The organism is Bacillus sp. JFL15, assembly GCF_001184225.1.
GTDB classification, from domain to species: Bacteria; Bacillota; Bacilli; order Bacillales; family Bacillaceae; genus Bacillus; species Bacillus siamensis.
The window spans coordinates 1,417,039-1,434,270 of record NZ_KQ236689.1 but is presented as its reverse complement, the minus strand read 5'-3'; the positions used below and the strand labels follow the sequence as shown (position 1 = coordinate 1,434,270).

Sequence of the window (17,232 nt, the reverse complement as noted above, 5' to 3'; positions counted from 1 at the left end):
GCTATGAGTCCGTAGTGATTAGAACAGCTACGGACTATTATTATAAACTGTATTTTCTTTACTGCACACTAATTTATGGAAAAACTTAATATTAAATTGTTCTATAAGGATATGGAATAGATTTTTGATTACAATAGAAATAGACAAATTATTTTATAAATAAAGCATTAAATGGTAGTTGGAGCAACATTTAAATGTAAGCGTTGACACCCAATAAATCCAGTGCTAAAGTATACATATCAACCCAATATCATTCACCTAGGATTGTTACTGCAAACCGCAGGCAAAACCTAAATTGCGTCAGACAGGGGAAGACCCCCGTGTGCTGTGCAGTTTAGGTTTTTTTTATACCCTTTTTTGGAGGTGATGCTGATTTCATAACAAAAAAGCCGGAGAAAGGCGGCCACCTTTCGTCCGGCGGTTCCCCCATTTTTAAGGAGGTATACTCATGGACTATCTTAAAATATCAAAAGAGATATTACAACTTGTCGGCGGGGAGGAGAATGTTCAGAGTGTCATCCATTGCATGACGCGGCTTCGTTTTAATCTGTATGATAATGCGAAAGCAGATCGGGACGGGCTGGAACAGATGGAATGCGTGATGGGGACAAATATCAGCGGCAAGCAATTTCAGATCATTATCGGCAATCATGTGCCGAAGGTGTATCAGGCTTTGATGGAGAGCAGCGGGCTCAGCAGTGAAAGCGCAAACAAAACTTCAAAGCAGAAGAAAAATGTGCTGAGCGCCGTGTTTGATGTGATTTCCGGCGTGTTTACACCGATTCTGCCGGCCATTGCCGGAGCGGGCATGATAAAAGGACTTGTCGCGTTAGCGGTGACATTCGGCTGGATGTCGGAGAAGAGCCAGACTCACAGCATTCTTACGGCTGTCGGTGACGGTGCGTTTTATTTTCTGCCGATTTTGCTTGCGGTAAGCGCGGCGAGGAAATTCAGATGTAATCCGTACGTGGCGGCTGCTGTGGCGGGTGCGATTCTGCATCCGGATTTGACGGCCTTGCTTGGGTCTGGGAAAAGCATCTCCTTTATCGGTCTTCCTGTAACCGCTGCCACGTATTCATCGACAGTCATTCCGATTTTGCTGGCGATCTGGCTGATGTCCTATGTGGAGAAGGGAATCGACCGAATCACTCCTTCTTCTTTGAAATTGATTGCCGTTCCGATGCTTACGCTTGTGATCGTCGTGCCTGTCACACTGATCACAGTCGGCCCGCTCGGCGCGATTCTCGGAAATGATCTGTCTGTCGGCGTCAATTATTTGTTCAGTCATGCGGGGATTGCCGCAATGATTCTGCTGGCCGGCACATTTTCGCTCATCATTATGACGGGGATGCATTATGCGCTTGTGCCGATCATGATCAATAACATCGCTCAAAACGGACGTGATTACATTCTGCCTGCGATGTTTTTGGCGAACATGGGGCAGGCCGGCGCGTCATTTGCGGTTTTCTTGAAATCAAAAAACAAAACCTTTAAGTCACTTGCGTTTACGACGAGCATTACGGCTTTGATGGGCATAACCGAACCTGCCATGTACGGCGTCAACATGAGATTGAAAAAACCGTTCGCGGCTGCTTTAATCGGCGGTGCGGCAGGCGGAGCTTTTTACGGTGTAACGGGCGTCGCTTCCTACATTGTCGGCGGAAACGCGGGTCTGCCGAGCATTCCGGTCTTTATCGGGCCGACGTTTCTTTACGCGCTGATCGGACTTTTTATCTCGTTTGCGGCGGGTATGGCGGCGGCACTGCTGATCGGGTTTGAAGATGTACAATCTGAACGGGACGAAGCATCTGAAACGCCGGGTGTGACGGCTGGCGGAGAAATCATTCACAGCCCGATTAAAGGCGAAGTGAAAGCATTAAGCGAAGTGAACGACAGCGTGTTTTCCGGTGGAATGATGGGAAAAGGTTTTGCGATTCTGCCTGAAGAGGGCGCGGCGGTTTCTCCCGTAGAAGGCAGGGTGACAGCCGTATTTAAAACAAAGCACGCCATCGGCATTACGAGTGCCCGGGGAGCCGAAATTCTCATTCATATCGGGCTTGATACGGTACGGCTGGATGGCAGGCATTTTGAAATGCACGTCAAAGAAGGCAATGCCGTCGCGCCTGGAGATCTGCTGATTACTTTTGATATCGAAGAGATAAAGGCTGCCGGCTTTGACGTGATGACGCCGGTCATCATTACGAATACGGATCAATATTTATTTACAGACGTGAAAAAACGCGGAATGGTCAAACCGAACGAAGCGCTTCTGGCGTTATCCTGAAAAAGAGGTGGAGAAAACATGAAGAGATTTCCGGAAGGTTTTTTATGGGGCGGCGCAACGGCTGCCAATCAGATTGAAGGCGCTTATAAAGAAGGCGGCAAAGGACTTTCTACGGCGGATGTCTCCCCGGACGGCATTATGTCTCCGTTTCATGAGACGGACGATGCGCTGAATCTGTATCACGACGCGATTGATTTTTATCATCGCTATCAAGAGGATATCGCCCTGTTTGCGGAGATGGGCTTTAAAGCGTTCCGCATCTCCATTGCATGGACGAGAATCTTTCCGAACGGCGATGAAACAGAACCGAACGAAGAAGGGCTGCAATTTTACGACCGTCTTTTTGACGAATTGAGGAAACATCAGATCGAACCGGTCGTCACGATTTCTCACTATGAGATGCAGCTCGGTCTGGTGAAAAACTACGGCGGCTGGCGAAACCGCCAAACGGTCGATTTCTATGAACGGTACGCCCGCACGGTTTTCACCCGTTATAAAGACAAAGTGAAATATTGGATGACCTTCAATGAAATCAACGTCGTTCTTCACGCTCCGTTCACAGGCGGCGGTCTTATATTCCGGGAAGGCGAAAATAAGCAAAACACGATGTACCAAGCAGCCCACCACCAATTTGTGGCGAGCGCGCTGGCGGTAAAAGTCGGACATGAGATCATCCCGGGTTCTCAGATCGGCTGCATGATCGCCGCGACGACGACGTATCCGATGACGCCGAAGCCGGAGGATGTATATGCGGCAATGCAAAAAGAGCGGAGCACGCTGTTCTTTTCTGATGTGCAGGCGAGGGGCAGCTATCCGGGCTACATGAAGCGCTTCTTTAAAGAAAACGGAATTACGATCGAGATGAAGGAAGGAGACGAGGCGCTCCTGAAAGAACATACGGTGGATTACATCGGCTTCAGCTACTACATGTCGATGACGGCCAGCACGGCGCCTGAAGATCTGGCGCAAGCTAAAGGAAATCTCCTCGGCGGCGTAAAAAACCCGTACCTGAAATCTTCCGAATGGGGCTGGCAGATTGATCCGAAGGGCTTGCGCATCACTTTAAACACGCTGTACGACCGTTATCAGAAACCGCTCTTTATCGTCGAAAACGGGCTCGGCGCAGTTGATGAGCCGGAGGAAGACGGGAGCATTCAGGATGAATACCGCATCGATTATCTGCGTGATCATTTAATAGAAGCAAGAGAGGCGATTGAAGACGGCGTCGACCTGATCGGCTACACGTCGTGGGGGCCGATTGACCTCGTCAGCGCCTCAACCGCTGAAATGAAAAAGCGCTACGGCTATATTTATGTCGACCGCGGCAATGACGGAAAAGGCACATTTGAAAGAAAGAAAAAGAAAAGCTTTTATTGGTATAAAGACGTCATCGCCACAAACGGAGAAAGTCTGTAAACATAATGTTCAGGAGAAAGCCGGCAAGATTGACATTCAGCAAAGAGAGGAGGACAATAAAAGCAGAAAGGCGGGATTCATATGTTTAAAAAAATTCTTGCAGCAGTAGACGGTTCAGACATGAGCAGCAAAGCTCTGGATGCAGCGATCCATCTGGCGAAAGAACAGCAGGCGGAACTCACCATTCTCTATGCGGGACGTGAAGCCGTTGTCTCCACAACAGCCTTAACCGGCATTGTCTATGTTCCGGAAAACTTCATTGAAGACATCAAACATGAAGTCGCGCAAAAAGGAGCAGCCATTCTGGAAGATGCCAAGCAGAAAGCGGCGGAAAGCGGAGTAAATGCGGAAAGCCTGTACGTTCAAGGCGAACCTGCACATCAAATTTTAAACATAGCGAAAGAACAGCATTTCAATCTGATTGTCGTCGGAAGCCGCGGAATCAGCGGATTTAAAGAAATGATGCTCGGAAGCGTGAGCCACAAAGTCTCACAATTGTCTCCTTGCCCTGTACTGATCGTTCATTAAACAGACGGCCCTGCTGATGCGGGGCTTTTTTTAATGTGATAAAACCGCCGTCTTCGAAAAATAGGATGAAATCTTCCTCTGAATCAAGTAAAATGGCTGTTAGTATTTGTCTGAATAAACAGTCAATGATATGGGGGAAGCGAATCAATGCAAGCTAAACAAACATCAAATGCCGTCATCAAAATGGTCATTTCCATGGTCATTTTCGGATCTATCGGCTTTTTCTCAGAACATACGAATGTGCCTTCAATTGAACTGGTTTTTGTTAGATGTCTGTGCGCCTCATTGTTTCTGGGCGTTTGCTGGTTTGGTTCCGGACGGTACCGCACCGAACAATGGAACCGGCGTGAGGTGCTGCAGACACTGGCCTGCGGATTTTTCCTCGTGCTGAACTGGGTGTTTTTATTTAAATCATTTGAGGAAACATCAGTGACGATAGCGATTTCCGTTTATCATTTGGCACCGGTTCTCGTTCTTCTCCTCGGGAGTCTCCTATACCGGGAAAAACTGCATCTTGTGTCCGTCAGTTCCATCGTGATTTGTTTTCTGGGCACCGCTCTGATTTCCGGCATCAACGGAAATACGTCCTTTTCTCAGCTGATGGGATCGGGTATTATTTGGGCCGTGCTGGCCGCCCTTTTTTACGCCTTTACGACACTGGCCGGGAAAGGTATCAACAGCCTCAGCCCATATGCCGTCACCTGTTTGCAGACCGGATTGGGCGTCATCATTCTCTTCCCGTTCGTCCGTTTCGGCGCTTTTTCTGATTTGTCGCAGGTGAACTGGATCATGATTGTATCGACCGGCATCATTCACACGGGAATTGTGTATTTGCTCTTTTTTGACAGCTTGCGGTTTTTATCCACCCGGTTTATTTCGATCATCGTATTTCTTGATCCGGCTGTGGCGATCGTGCTTGACACCCTGTTTACGGGGTTTCGCCCCGACCTTTATCAATCTTTGGGGATTGTGATGATTTTTGCGGGGATGGCGCTGTCCTTGATTCGAAAGCATAAAGCCGTGCCTGCGGAAGCTCAGGCAGACAGCACCCGAATATAGGCGGCCGTATCGGCTGCTTTTTTTATTTTGGGGCTTTTCAGCCATAACGAAAAAGCAGACAAACAGATCATGGAAAAAGAGGATAGTAATTGTATAATACTTCTTGTGCTTACAATTTAAGAGATTAAAGGAGTGAAGGGCATGATCAAGAAGACGCGTCATCTCGCTTTTTTAGCTGCACTCGGATTTGCGCTTTGTCTGGCCATCATATGTTCCGCATCCAAGCAGGCAGAAGCGGCAGCGGCGTATCCGGATGTGATGCAGGGACTTACCGGGTTTGCGGGAAATGCGAAGGATCATAACGGAAAGGCAAAATCCGCCGTATCGGGAGGCCAGGGCGGCCCCGTCGTCTACGTCAGCAATCTCAATGATTTGAAAAACAATGCGGGCGGGACAGACCGCAAAACCATTGTCATCACAAGTGATATTTACTCCCCGGGTAAAGCCGTTGTGACAGTCGGCGCCAATAAAACCATCGTCGGCTCTTATACCAGCCACAGGCTGACCAACATCTATCTGACAACAGGCTCCGGCTCAAACAATGTGATTTTCAAAAACCTCATTATCAGCCATAGTGCAGCCATTACGGGCAACAACGACATTCCGATGTACATAGCGAACGGACAGAATTACTGGATTGACCACGTGTGGTTTGAAGGGCACAGCTACAATCCGAACAGCCACAGCGATTTGGGAAAGCTTCTGTATGTCGGCGCCAAAGCGGATTTTGTGACGCTGTCTAATTCTAAATTCTCCGATCATCTGTACGGCCTGATTCTCGGTTATCCGAATGATGATAACGAAGGACGCAATTATATCGGCTATCCGCATATGACGATCACCAACAACTATTTTAATAACGTCTATGTCCGTTCACCGGGCTTGATGAGATACGGCTATTTTCACGCGAAAAACAACTATGTGACCAATTTCAATTTAGGGTTCACCATTCACACAAACGCGACTGTCTTCTCAGAAGCCAACTACTTCGGCAACGGAAATGAAAAAGGCGGAATGATAGACGACTACGGTACAGCCCAATTTACCGACATCGGTTCATTCCCGTCGCTCATAGCCCCGAAATCACCGCGCACCGGCTGGAATCCGAGATCAAATTACAGCTACGGCACGCTTTCAGCCCAGGATGCCAAAAACTTCGCCCAATCCTACGCGGGAGCACAAAATACAAATCTCCGCTATCCATAATACGAAAAACCGCCGGCAGCCGGCGGTTTTTTTATATGAGTCAAAGGTCATAAATCCCTGTCATCCTTAAAATAACCTTAAATACCTAGGAAAATATTGATAAACAATTTCAATAATATTACTATTGTTAAGTCTATATTACAAAAGAAGGAGGAGAACCTATGAAAATAGGAAAAAAGAATAAGTGGAAAAAATGGCTGGCCGGCACTCTTGCGGCATCGCTTATGATTTCCATTGCGCCTGCCGATGTATTTGCGGCAGAAACGCGTGAGAAACAAGATCAAGTGAAAACCGCCGCCATTCCGGCAGCAGACCCGGAAAAAGATCTTCCGGCGGAAAAAGCATCCGAGCAGATGCCGTTTGATCAAAAAGATATCAATAAAGACGGTGAAATCACGTCTGAAAGAACTGAGAATTCCAAACTTTATTATGAAGGTGAGGGTGTTTACAAACAGGAAATCTACACAGACCCCATTCATACGAAAGAAACCGCAAATGCGGACTGGGAAGACATTTCTCCTGAATTGAAAACCGGCTCAAAGGAAGTCGGGACGGAAAATACAGTGCTGAACTCCGATTTTCTGAAGCAAATGAAAAACGGATTATACGCTACATTTGAACAAGATGATCATAAGCTCACATACTCATTAACCGGCGCAAAAGGCCCCGATCAGGCTGCAATCACTCCGACAGATGCCTCAGCAAAAGTCAAGGAAGACAGCAACGAGCTTACGTATCAGCAAGTGTTTCCTGCTATTGATTTACAAACCTACACATTTAACGAAAACATAAAAGAAGACCTTGTGCTTCACAAATATGAAGGCTACAATTCCTTCACCTTCCAAATCAAAACCGACCTTCAGGCTAAAGAACAGGAAGACGGCTCTATCGCGTTTTCTGATGATAAAGACAATGTCGTCTACACCGTGCCGAAGCCTTTTATGACCGACTCAGATCTCGATGAAAAGTCAGGTGAAGTCAGCAGGTCAGAAGATGTCAGCTTCAAGCTTGAAAAAAACAGCGAAGGCTACTTGCTCCATGTAACGGCTGATGAAAAATGGCTGAAAGATCCCAAGCGGGTTTATCCCGTATCTATTGACCCGTCAACATCAGTATCTGTGTCATCCGATACCTTTGTTATGAGCGCGTATCCGACGACAAACTACTCTGCCGCGTCGCAGAAATGGGACGCCGGATTGAAAGCGTACGTACTGAAAACGGGCTATTATGACGGCACAACCGGAACGAACTACGCATTTATGAAGTTTGATAATTTAAAGCCGATCAAAAACATGACGGTGACAAAAGCGACGCTTAAAGCATACACAGCCCACTCCTATTACGGATCAAAGGCGACGGGGCTTTGGCTCGACACCGTAAACAGCAATTACGACAATGCCAAGATCACGTGGAAAAACAAGCCGGGCTCCAAAAATATCGGCAAAGCCGAGGTCTATAAAGGCCAATGGGCAAGCTTCGATGTCACATCCGCAGTCAAGTCGTGGAACAGCGGCGGCGCCAATTACGGCTTTAAGCTTCACACCAACGGAAACGGAAAAGAATATTGGAAGAAGCTGATGTCATCAGCAAACTCTAATAAAAAACCTTATATCGAAGTGACATACACGATTCCGAAAGCGGACACGCCGTCTGTCAAAGCGTATCATAACGGAGATTCGACAGGATTTTTCAATATCAGCTGGAAAAAAGCTGAAGGCGCCAAAAGCTATAAAGTGTGGCTTTATAACGGGAAAGAATATCAAGCCATTTCTGTCGGCAATGCAACCTCTTGGAGCACAAAAGGAAAAAACATCTGGCCGACAAAAGCGGAAATTGATTCCGGTAAATATAAGCTGCATACAGACGGAAAAGGCGGAAGTGAATTAGCGCTTGACCCTTCACCGGTCTATAAAAACTCCGGCGGCAGCTATCCGGCAAGCAAAAATTACTGGGTCGCGGTCAGCGCGGTGTTTGACCAGGGAGAAGGCGCCATGTCTGCGGCTGCCAAGCCCGTCATTCCGAATATTGGAAGAGTTCAGAAACCAAGCACGAAAGGCTTTAATAACAACAACGCAACAGGCTGGTTTGATCTTTCCTGGAAAGCCGTATCAGGCGCAGCCGGGTATAAAATGCAAGTCTTTAACGGCAAAGGTTTTGAAACGCTTGACCTCGGAAATAAAACATCCTGGTCCACAAAAGATCAAAACATCTGGCCGACAAAGGCGGAAATCAGCGCCGGAAAATATGCGCTTCACCTGAAAGACAAAAAAGGCGCGGAATTGCCGATCAACCCGGGCCCCGTTTATAAAAATGCCGGAGGAGACGCAAACCGGAAAACATACGGATTTAAAGTAATCGCCTATAACAAAGACGGAGAAGCGATCGCCTCACCGGAAGCTAGTCCGGCGCTGCCTGATATCGCAAAGCCGAAAAATCTGACAGGCTATGTCTATACGAACACGAAATCGAGCCAAACGGGTTATGTCAATCTCATATGGGATAAAGTCAAAAACGCCAAAGGCTACAAAATCAACATTTACAACGGAAAAGACTATCAATCATTCGATGTCGGGGATACCGATCATTGGACGACCCAAAATAAAAACATCTGGCCGTCAGCCGAAGAAGTGAAAGCGGGAAGATTCCAGCTTCACACGGACGGAAAGGGCGGCGAACTGGCGCTTGACCCTTCACCTGTTTACGAAAACGCAAACGGCAATTACAAAGGGAAGAAGAACTATTCCTTCACGCTGACCGCCTATGACGCAAATGGTGACAGCATACCGACGGCACCTTTTAACCCTGTTTTCCATGAAGGGGCGGAATTCCTCGGAACGGAAGAATTCTGGTCCATTATTGACATTCCGGACGGACAGCTGAATGGCGCGACGGGAAATGTCATCGTCAATGAAGAAGATATGTCAATCGACGGACGCGGACCGGGGCTCGGACTCTCCCGGACCTTCAACAGCCTTGACAGCTCTGACCATATGTTCGGCCAAGGCTGGTACGCCGATGCGGAAACGTCGATCCTTTCTGAAGACGGCAGAGCCGTTTATATTGATGAGGACGCGACAACACATGTCTTCACGAAAAAATCTGACGGCACGTATCAGCCGCCGACGGGCGTTTATCTCGAACTGACGGAAACAAGCGATCAATTTGTATTAAAAACAAAAGATCAGACGAACGCTTATTTCAGCAAAAAAGGCGGAAAGCTCCAAAAAATCGTTGACGGACACAACAACACAACCGTATACGAGTATAACGACAGCAATCAGCTGACCGCCATAACAGACGCCTCAGAGCGCAAGCTGACGTTTACCTATGATGAAAACGGCCATGTCACATCTTTAACAGGACCGAAAAACAAAAAGATTTCGTATTCATATGACAAAGATCTTCTTAAAAAGGTGACGGATACTGACGGCAGCGTCACAAGCTATGAATATGATTCCGAAGGGCGCCTCGTCAAGCAGTATTCCGCAAACAGCACGGATGACAAACCGCTGTTCACTGAATACCAATACAGCGGCCACCGCCTGGCCAAAGCCGTCAATGCGAAAAAAGAAACGTATGATTACAGCTATGACGCCGGCAAAAAAACACTGCTCATGACGCAGCCGAACGGCCGCAAAGTGCAGTACGGCTATAACGAGGCGGGCAACCCGATTCAGATGATCGATGATGCCGAAGGGCTGAAAATCACGACCAACACCGTATACGAAGGCAACAACGTCATTCAGGACACCGATCCGAACGACGCCGATGCGGGCAAAGCGACAGAAAGCTATCAATATGATAAAGACGGCAACGTCACAGCCGTAAAAGACAACTACGGCACCGAAACGTATCAGTACAACAAAAACAATGACGTAACGAAAATGAAGGATACCGAGGGGAACGTCACTGATATTGCATACGACGGACTGGATGCCGTTTCTGAAACGGATCAAAGCGGAAAATCCTCATCCGCCGCCGTGTATGACAAATACGGTAACCTCATTCAATCAAGCAAAGAGCTGGCAGCTTCGGCAAGCCTGCTGAAAGACGGCAGCTTTGAAGGAACAAAGCTGGGCTGGAATCTCACCGCTACGAGAGACAGCGGAAGTATTGCATCTGTAAAAGCAAGAAGCGGCGCACTGTCCGGACAAAAAGCACTGGAGATCACCTCACAATCCGCTTCAGCCGGAACAGAGCACGGCCATGCGTCCGCAACGCAGGAAGTGCAGCTTGAGCCTAATACGACGTATACACTCAGCGGCCAGATCAAAACAGATCTGACAAAGGCGAGAGCGTATTTCAACATTGATCTGCGTGACAAAGACCAAAAACGCATTCAATGGATTCACAATGAATCAGGCGCATTAGCCGGAAAGAATGACTGGACGAAACGGCAGATCACCTTTACAACACCAGCCAATGCAGGAAAAGCCATCGTCTATATGGAAGTGGATCATAACGACAAGGACGGCAAAGGAAAAGCATGGTTTGATCAGGTTCAGCTGGAAAAAGGCGAAGTCTCTTCAAGCTATAACCCAGTTCAAAACAGCAGTTTCACGGCCAAAACAGATGGCTGGAGCACAAGCGGAGCAGCCGCTGACCTTGATGAAGGCTTCGATGATGACAGCTCATTAAAAGCATCTCGCACAAATGCATCACAAGCCAATGCATCCGCAAAACAAACCGTCACATTAGGCCAAAGCGCTGACGATAAGCCGGTATATATCACGCTGACAGGGATGTCCAAGGCAGACGGCGTAAAATTAACGAACGACAATGATTACGCGCTTCAGGCCGGCGTCACCTATGCGGATGGCACGACGGGCGTCTACACCGCCAAATTCCCGCAGGGGACACAGGAATGGAACCGGGCGGCGGCAGTCATTCCGAAAACAAAGCCGATCAATAAAATCGAAATCAGCATTCTGTTCCAAAAAAGCGCCACAGGAACGGCGTGGTTTGATGATATCCGTTTAATCGAAGGAAGCATCCTGACGAAAAACACCTATGACGAAAAAGGAAACTACGTCACAAAAGAAGAAGACGAACTAGGGTATGCAAGCACTGCTTCATATGACGAGACTGGCAAGAAAATGTCTGAAACCGACGCGAAAGGCGAAAAAACCGCCTACGAATACGATCAGGCCGACCAGCTGACAAAGCTGACCCTGTCAAACGGCACATCCATCCTTCACAGCTATGACAAGGAAGGAAATGAGCTGACAAAAACGATTCGGGCCGGCGCGGACCAGACCTATCAATATGAATATGACGTCATGGGCAAGCTCGTCAAAACAACCGACCCGCTCGGCAATGTATTAAAGAGTGAATATGACGCCAACAGCAACTTGACGAAAACCGTTTCCGCCAACGGCAATGAAGTGTCGCTGACCTATGACGGCACCGACCGGGTTAAGTCAAAAGCGTATAACGGCACTGAAAAATACAACTTTACCTATGACAAAAACGGCAATGAAACGTCGGTCACAAATAAAGAACAAAATACAACGAAAAAACGCACCTTTGACAACAAAAACCGCCTGACCGAATTAACCGACCGCGGCGGCAGCCAAAGCTGGACGTATCCGGCTGATTCGGATAAGCTGAAAACTTTCTCATGGAGCCACGGCGGTCAAAAAGGAACAAACAGCTTTACGTACAACAAACTTGATCAAATGATTGAAATGAAAGACGGCACTTCAGCCTATACATTTGATTATGATGAAAACGGCAATGTCCAGACATTCATCAGCGGCAATGAAGTCGGCACGAGCTTCTCATATGATGAGCGGAATCTCGTCAGCTCTCTTCATATCGGAGCGAAAAACGGCGGCAGCATCTTCCGGGAAAGCTATGAATACGACGCCAACGGGAACCGCACGGTCATCGACAGCTCAGCGGGCGGAAAGGTGCAGTACGAATACGGCAAGCTCAACCAGCTCGTCAAAGAAACTCATGAAGACGGCACCGTCATTCAATATACGTACGACGGCTTCGGCAACCGGACAAACGTCACCACCACAAAGGACGGCGCAAGCAGATCAGTCAACGCATCCTTCAACATCATGAACCAGCTGACGAAGGTGAATGACGAAGATCTGTCCTATGATAAAAACGGCAACCGCACATCTGACGGCAAATACACATATACGTGGGACGCTGAAGACAACCTCACCGCCGTAACGAAAAAAGGCGAAGACAAGCCGTACGCAACATACAAATACGATGAAAAAGGAAACAGAATCCAAAAAACCGTCAACGGAAAAGTTACGAACTACTTCTACGACGGAGACAGCTTGAACGTTCTGTATGAAACAGACGCCGACAACAACGTCACAAAATCATACACGTACGGTGACAGCGGCCAGCTGTTATCCTATACAGAGAACGGCAAGAAATATTTCTATCACTACAACGCACACGGTGATGTCATCGCCATCTCAGACAGCACCGGAAAAACTGTTGCCAAATATCAATACGATGCGTGGGGGAATCCGACAAAAACCGAAGCGAGCGACGAAGTAAAAGACAACCGCTACCGCTACGCAGGCTACCAATACGACGAAGAAACCGGCCTGTACTATCTCATGGCCCGCTACTACGAACCAAGAAACGGCGTATTCCTATCACTCGACCCAGACCCGGGAAGCGACGGCGATTCATTGGATCAGAATGGCTATGCTTATGGAAACAATAACCCAGTCATGAACGTCGATCCGGATGGGCATTGGGTGTGGATGGTAGTAGGTGCTTTAATTGGAGGAGTCTCTTCTTACAAAGCAGCGAAGGCAAAGGGAGCAAGAGGTTGGAGGTTAGTTGGATCTGTAGCCTTAGGTGCTGCTGGCGGAGCAATCGGAGGAAACTATCTACGAGTAGGACGTACTCTATATAAGGCTGGAAAATTATCTAAAACATATTGGAATGCTAGAAAAGTCGCAAAGGCAAACAAAGGTGTGATTAAGAGAGCTAAAACTAAGAAAGGTTGGGTAGTTACTACTAAAAAACATACAGTAAGATTAATGGGGAAGAATTCTGGTCAGCGAAAAAAACCTTACTATAGAATGTCAGTTAGAAATAAAGGTCCTTTAAATGCAAAAGGGCATTTCTCAAATAATCCTTATGAGACTCATATAAAGTTAAGATGGTCATCACATCGAAATATAAATAAACGCTTACGCAGTAAGTCACACAGATGATATTAGTATAAATGTATAGCTCTAAGTTTTGATCCATTTAGGGGTTAATAATAGCAATTAACATAGATAGAGATGCAGATGGTTATACAGGTGAATTATATTTACGTATATTTTCTAAGTTGCCATCTGCATTTTCAAACCTTTTTACTTAAATAAAGTGAGGAGAATGTTATTACATGAACAGTATTGAACAATGGATAGACTATATGAATCATGATGTTAATTGCTTTTTGCACGATATTAATTTTGAATACTTAGAGAATAGATTAACTCTTTATTTCAAGGTATATGATGGAGGAGAAAAAGCCACTTTAAAAGAAATTACATTTAAAGATGTAAACGGAGTTTATTTCGGTGTTAATAACAAGTTTGATAAAAATATGCCCAGTGATGCTAATTGGTACCTTGAGGAAATCAGTTATTTCAAAGAGGGAATTGGAAAAATGCAAAATGGTATATTAGGTGATCAAGTCTCAAGTGCTAATTTTCTTATAGAAATTAACGGAACTTTACTTGCTATAGAATGTAAATATATATACTTTGATTCTAAAGAATATCAAGTGTTTAATTATCACGAGAAAACTGAAAAAAATCAAAGGGGTCATATAGTGGCTGGAATCAAGAAAATCTTTTCAAGGAGGGAGGATTCAGGTGAATAATCCATTACAAAAGCTACTGATTGATTCGGAATGCATCGTATTAAAAACAGATTTTCATTTCTTTAAAAAAGAGTTTATTCTTCATTTGGAAGTGAATACGAAAGGAAAAAAGCAACAGCATTGTATTGAATTCAAAAATGTATCATCATTATTTTTTTATGCGGGCAAGGAATCATCTTTAGATGGAGTCAATGCAGAGAAAAGATGGAGGTTACATTCGTTTTCATGCTATCCTCAGGGGATTGGAACAATATATCACCCTTTAATTGAAGATTATGAATCGAATGCAAACATTTTGATTGGGATTAACGAAGCAGTCTATGCAATTGAAACTGAACGGGTGATCTTTGATTCAACTGAAATATATGCATCAGATAAAGATTGATCGTAACGAATAATTTATCTAGATGGTTTTGAAAGGTAATTCCTCTTTTGTGAGGTCTGGCTTTACATTTGTCTTAATAAAAAAGAGGCAGGAGATGACCATGTACAAAACCATTAATGAATGGGTAGATTACATAGATGGAGGGTGCGCTGTCCTTCATTTTGACTTTCATGTGTTTAAAAAAGAGCTTTCACTTAAGATTCAGGTCGTTGAAAATAAAGCCGAATATACGCATAACATTCTTTTTCAAAATGCAGCATCTGTTTATTTTAGTGCAGATATTGGTGATATGAGATTAGAAAAAATAGATCCGGAAGAATACAATTGGCAAGTATTTGAGATGAGTTACCACCCGGAAGGAATCGGAAATCTATCAAATGCTGTAATTCCGGAGTATCAATCAAATGCTAACTTTCTTATTAATATGAACAGCATGCTGATTGCTGTAGAAGCTGAAACCGTTCGCTTTGATGATCAATCATTTTATGCGTATCATTCGAAATCATAAATAAACAAATAAGAGAGGTTTCCAGCCTCTTTTTTCTTACAAACAAAACCGCTTTTACGCGGGAAACCGTTTGCGGAGGTAAACATGAGCAGTCCTTTAAATATACAAAAAGAATCATTGGGGGCTATAGGGAATCTGGATGTGATTAACCCGCTGAAATACAACTCAATATATTCGTGTGATCTAGGGAGTAAAGATACTTTTTCTCAATTAATGAATGACTTAGAATTCGAAACCGTTCTGATAGAAGTAATGGCATCACCTTCTTTTATTGAGGGATGGAAGAAGAAGATTGAAAAGAAAATGATACATATGAATACGATATCGAAAAAGTTAATTCATATTGAATGTGGTCTGACAAAAGAAGAATTGATGGCAGATCACTTATTAGATGAATTATATTTTTTAGCGTCGATCAATGATTTTGTTGTTATAATAGCAAACCCTTCCAAAAACAAGTCCTATATGAATCTGAACACTAAAAAAGTTGATGTAAACCCTGGGTATAATGAAAAAATCATTTGGTTTGAATACGATGCAGCAGATTTATATATCATTGCTTAATTTAATATAAATTCCAGATTTCTAATCAATGGAGTGTTGCTGATGTTAGAACTTACCGCGGAGCCAGTTGGGTCATACGAAAGGGAAAATATCATTTATTTCAATACGGGCCGGGATGATCAGGTATTTATTGTGTCGATGCACGATTACAAAGTAATATTAGAGGTTATGAAAGACAGCTATCTTTTAATCAAAAAAGAGTTACACGGATTTTCTGAAGATGCCCATTTCTATCTGGTTGATTCGTATGATGACACTATCGTGATCGTTTACCTGGAAAATCACACATGTCAATTGGCTGCATACTGCGTAAACAGTAATAAAATCAATCCGATTTGTTCTTTTCTATTAAGCGCCAATGTATTTCATCTAGGTGAGGATGGGTTATTATGGATCGGATTAACAGACGAGGGTATGTATGATGAGAGGAATCCTCAAGGGAAAGCGATATTTGCTTTTCATACAGAAGACAGAACGTTTTATTTTGAAGACGATTTTAAAGAAATGATGCATGAATGCTATGCCGTACAATCGATCAAATCCGATTTGTATGTTTGTTTCGAGGGAGAGGATTGCTGTGTCATCGGGCATTATCAGATTGGACGGGACAGAATTCGTCCTATTGCAGAATATGTGCTGGACGGCGATCAATACTCCTATTGTGATCAGCTGTCCGTTTCGAAAAAGAGGGTGCTTCTGATTCAAAGTCACGAGGATAACCTATTTGCATTTCATGAAGAGAACAAAGGCTTATCAGAGGCTGACGTCATGATACACGGTATTGATAGAAAAAGAGAAACAATGTACAGAGCCGTCCGGGACCGCATGTTTATCTTTAATGATAACGATTTATATCTGGTAAAGTTTTGATAGTTCTGTGCACCCTGAAAATAACTTCTAAGGAAGTGCTCAGTGATAAGAGAAAAGTTAATGGACAAGCTTGAGGAAAACAAGAGGCATTTTTTAATGAAACAAGTGCGTCTGTGTGGCACAGAATACGGCTGTGAGCTTGTGTGTAAACCGCAGAAAAGAGGTACAAAATGCATCCCTTTTTTATAAAGAACACAAAGGAATTGGCGGTTTTTCAATCCCAAATATATTCCTTACTTCATGAAAACAAAACGTTGCCCGAACAAGTATTTAAGCAACAAAAACATTATTATCTATTCGAGGAATTCCACTGGGTCTTGTCTGAAGAAGGCTGGGAGATGCTCAAAAGTTTGGCGCATCATCATCACGATGAATTTATCTTAATGGCTGTTCGGGCACAACCGGATGATATGAATCGGTTTCACGTGGAATTCGGCTATTTTGACTGGTTAAAGATTACGCGAGTGACTGCGTATCAAGATAAGGCTGCGGGGATTGATGAGAGCAACCGGCTTTACTTACTAAGCTGACAGGCGGCTTTTGAACAAGGGAGA

11 protein-coding genes and 1 pseudogene are annotated in these 17,232 nt (G+C 45.0%); all 12 read left to right on the top strand.

The features are described from left to right. The first annotated feature begins 448 nt into the window (after positions 1 to 448). On the top strand, positions 449 to 2,284 hold the full coding sequence (locus AD710_RS07185) for a beta-glucoside-specific PTS transporter subunit IIABC (protein ID WP_049627665.1): 1,836 nt from the start codon (positions 449 to 451) through the stop codon (positions 2,282 to 2,284). Between the two features lie 18 nt (positions 2,285 to 2,302). Continuing rightward, complete coding sequence (locus AD710_RS07180) at positions 2,303 to 3,700, top strand: aryl-phospho-beta-d-glucosidase (RefSeq protein WP_049627664.1); 1,398 nt, start codon at positions 2,303 to 2,305, stop codon at positions 3,698 to 3,700. Positions 3,701 to 3,781: 81 nt separating this feature from the next. Beyond that, positions 3,782 to 4,228: a universal stress protein gene (locus AD710_RS07175; protein WP_049627663.1), complete on the top strand. Its 447-nt coding sequence runs from the start codon at positions 3,782 to 3,784 to the stop codon at positions 4,226 to 4,228. 147 nt (positions 4,229 to 4,375) lie between these two features. Next, on the top strand, positions 4,376 to 5,287 hold the full coding sequence (locus AD710_RS07170) for a DMT family transporter (protein ID WP_049627662.1): 912 nt from the start codon (positions 4,376 to 4,378) through the stop codon (positions 5,285 to 5,287). A gap of 141 nt (positions 5,288 to 5,428) precedes the next feature. Next, the gene (locus AD710_RS07165) at positions 5,429 to 6,493 is read left to right on the top strand and encodes a polysaccharide lyase family 1 protein (protein ID WP_047476024.1); all 1,065 of its coding nucleotides are present in this window, start codon (positions 5,429 to 5,431) and stop codon (positions 6,491 to 6,493) included. A 161-nt stretch (positions 6,494 to 6,654) separates the two neighbouring features. Further along, on the top strand, positions 6,655 to 13,692 hold the full coding sequence (locus AD710_RS07160; protein WP_049627661.1) for a DNRLRE domain-containing protein: 7,038 nt from the start codon (positions 6,655 to 6,657) through the stop codon (positions 13,690 to 13,692). A gap of 176 nt (positions 13,693 to 13,868) precedes the next feature. Next, complete coding sequence (locus tag AD710_RS07155) at positions 13,869 to 14,351, top strand: YxiG family protein (protein ID WP_049627660.1); 483 nt, start codon at positions 13,869 to 13,871, stop codon at positions 14,349 to 14,351. Further along, positions 14,344 to 14,736 carry a YxiG family protein gene (locus AD710_RS07150; RefSeq protein WP_049627659.1) on the top strand — a complete coding sequence of 131 codons (393 nt, stop codon included), beginning with the start codon at positions 14,344 to 14,346 and terminating at the stop codon, positions 14,734 to 14,736. The genes AD710_RS07155 and AD710_RS07150 overlap by 8 nt, the downstream gene beginning before the upstream one ends. Before the next feature lie 94 nt (positions 14,737 to 14,830). After that, positions 14,831 to 15,244: a YxiG family protein gene (locus AD710_RS07145; RefSeq protein ID WP_049627658.1), complete on the top strand. Its 414-nt coding sequence runs from the start codon at positions 14,831 to 14,833 to the stop codon at positions 15,242 to 15,244. Positions 15,245 to 15,328: 84 nt separating this feature from the next. Next, positions 15,329 to 15,808 (top strand): hypothetical protein, encoded by a 480-nt coding sequence (locus tag AD710_RS07140; RefSeq protein ID WP_049627657.1) that lies wholly within the window; start codon positions 15,329 to 15,331, stop codon positions 15,806 to 15,808. A gap of 42 nt (positions 15,809 to 15,850) precedes the next feature. After that, a complete protein-coding gene (locus AD710_RS07135; RefSeq protein ID WP_049627656.1) occupies positions 15,851 to 16,678 on the top strand; it encodes a hypothetical protein in 828 nt (275 codons plus the stop codon). A gap of 170 nt (positions 16,679 to 16,848) precedes the next feature. Continuing rightward, positions 16,849 to 17,136 (top strand): annotated as a pseudogene (locus AD710_RS07130) (hypothetical protein); the annotation flags it as partial. Positions 17,137 to 17,232: the final 96 nt, after the last annotated feature.

Coding starts and splice junctions, on each gene's coding strand:
- AD710_RS07165 (WP_047476024.1), top strand. CDS start 5,429: ATGATCAAGAAGACGCGTCATCTCGCTTTTTTAGCTGCACTCGGATTT.
- AD710_RS07140 (WP_049627657.1), top strand. CDS start 15,329: ATGAGCAGTCCTTTAAATATACAAAAAGAATCATTGGGGGCTATAGGG.
- AD710_RS07135 (WP_049627656.1), top strand. CDS start 15,851: ATGTTAGAACTTACCGCGGAGCCAGTTGGGTCATACGAAAGGGAAAAT.
- AD710_RS07175 (WP_049627663.1), top strand. CDS start 3,782: ATGTTTAAAAAAATTCTTGCAGCAGTAGACGGTTCAGACATGAGCAGC.
- AD710_RS07160 (WP_049627661.1), top strand. CDS start 6,655: ATGAAAATAGGAAAAAAGAATAAGTGGAAAAAATGGCTGGCCGGCACT.
- AD710_RS07170 (WP_049627662.1), top strand. CDS start 4,376: ATGCAAGCTAAACAAACATCAAATGCCGTCATCAAAATGGTCATTTCC.
- AD710_RS07155 (WP_049627660.1), top strand. CDS start 13,869: ATGAACAGTATTGAACAATGGATAGACTATATGAATCATGATGTTAAT.
- AD710_RS07185 (WP_049627665.1), top strand. CDS start 449: ATGGACTATCTTAAAATATCAAAAGAGATATTACAACTTGTCGGCGGG.
- AD710_RS07145 (WP_049627658.1), top strand. CDS start 14,831: ATGACCATGTACAAAACCATTAATGAATGGGTAGATTACATAGATGGA.
- AD710_RS07180 (WP_049627664.1), top strand. CDS start 2,303: ATGAAGAGATTTCCGGAAGGTTTTTTATGGGGCGGCGCAACGGCTGCC.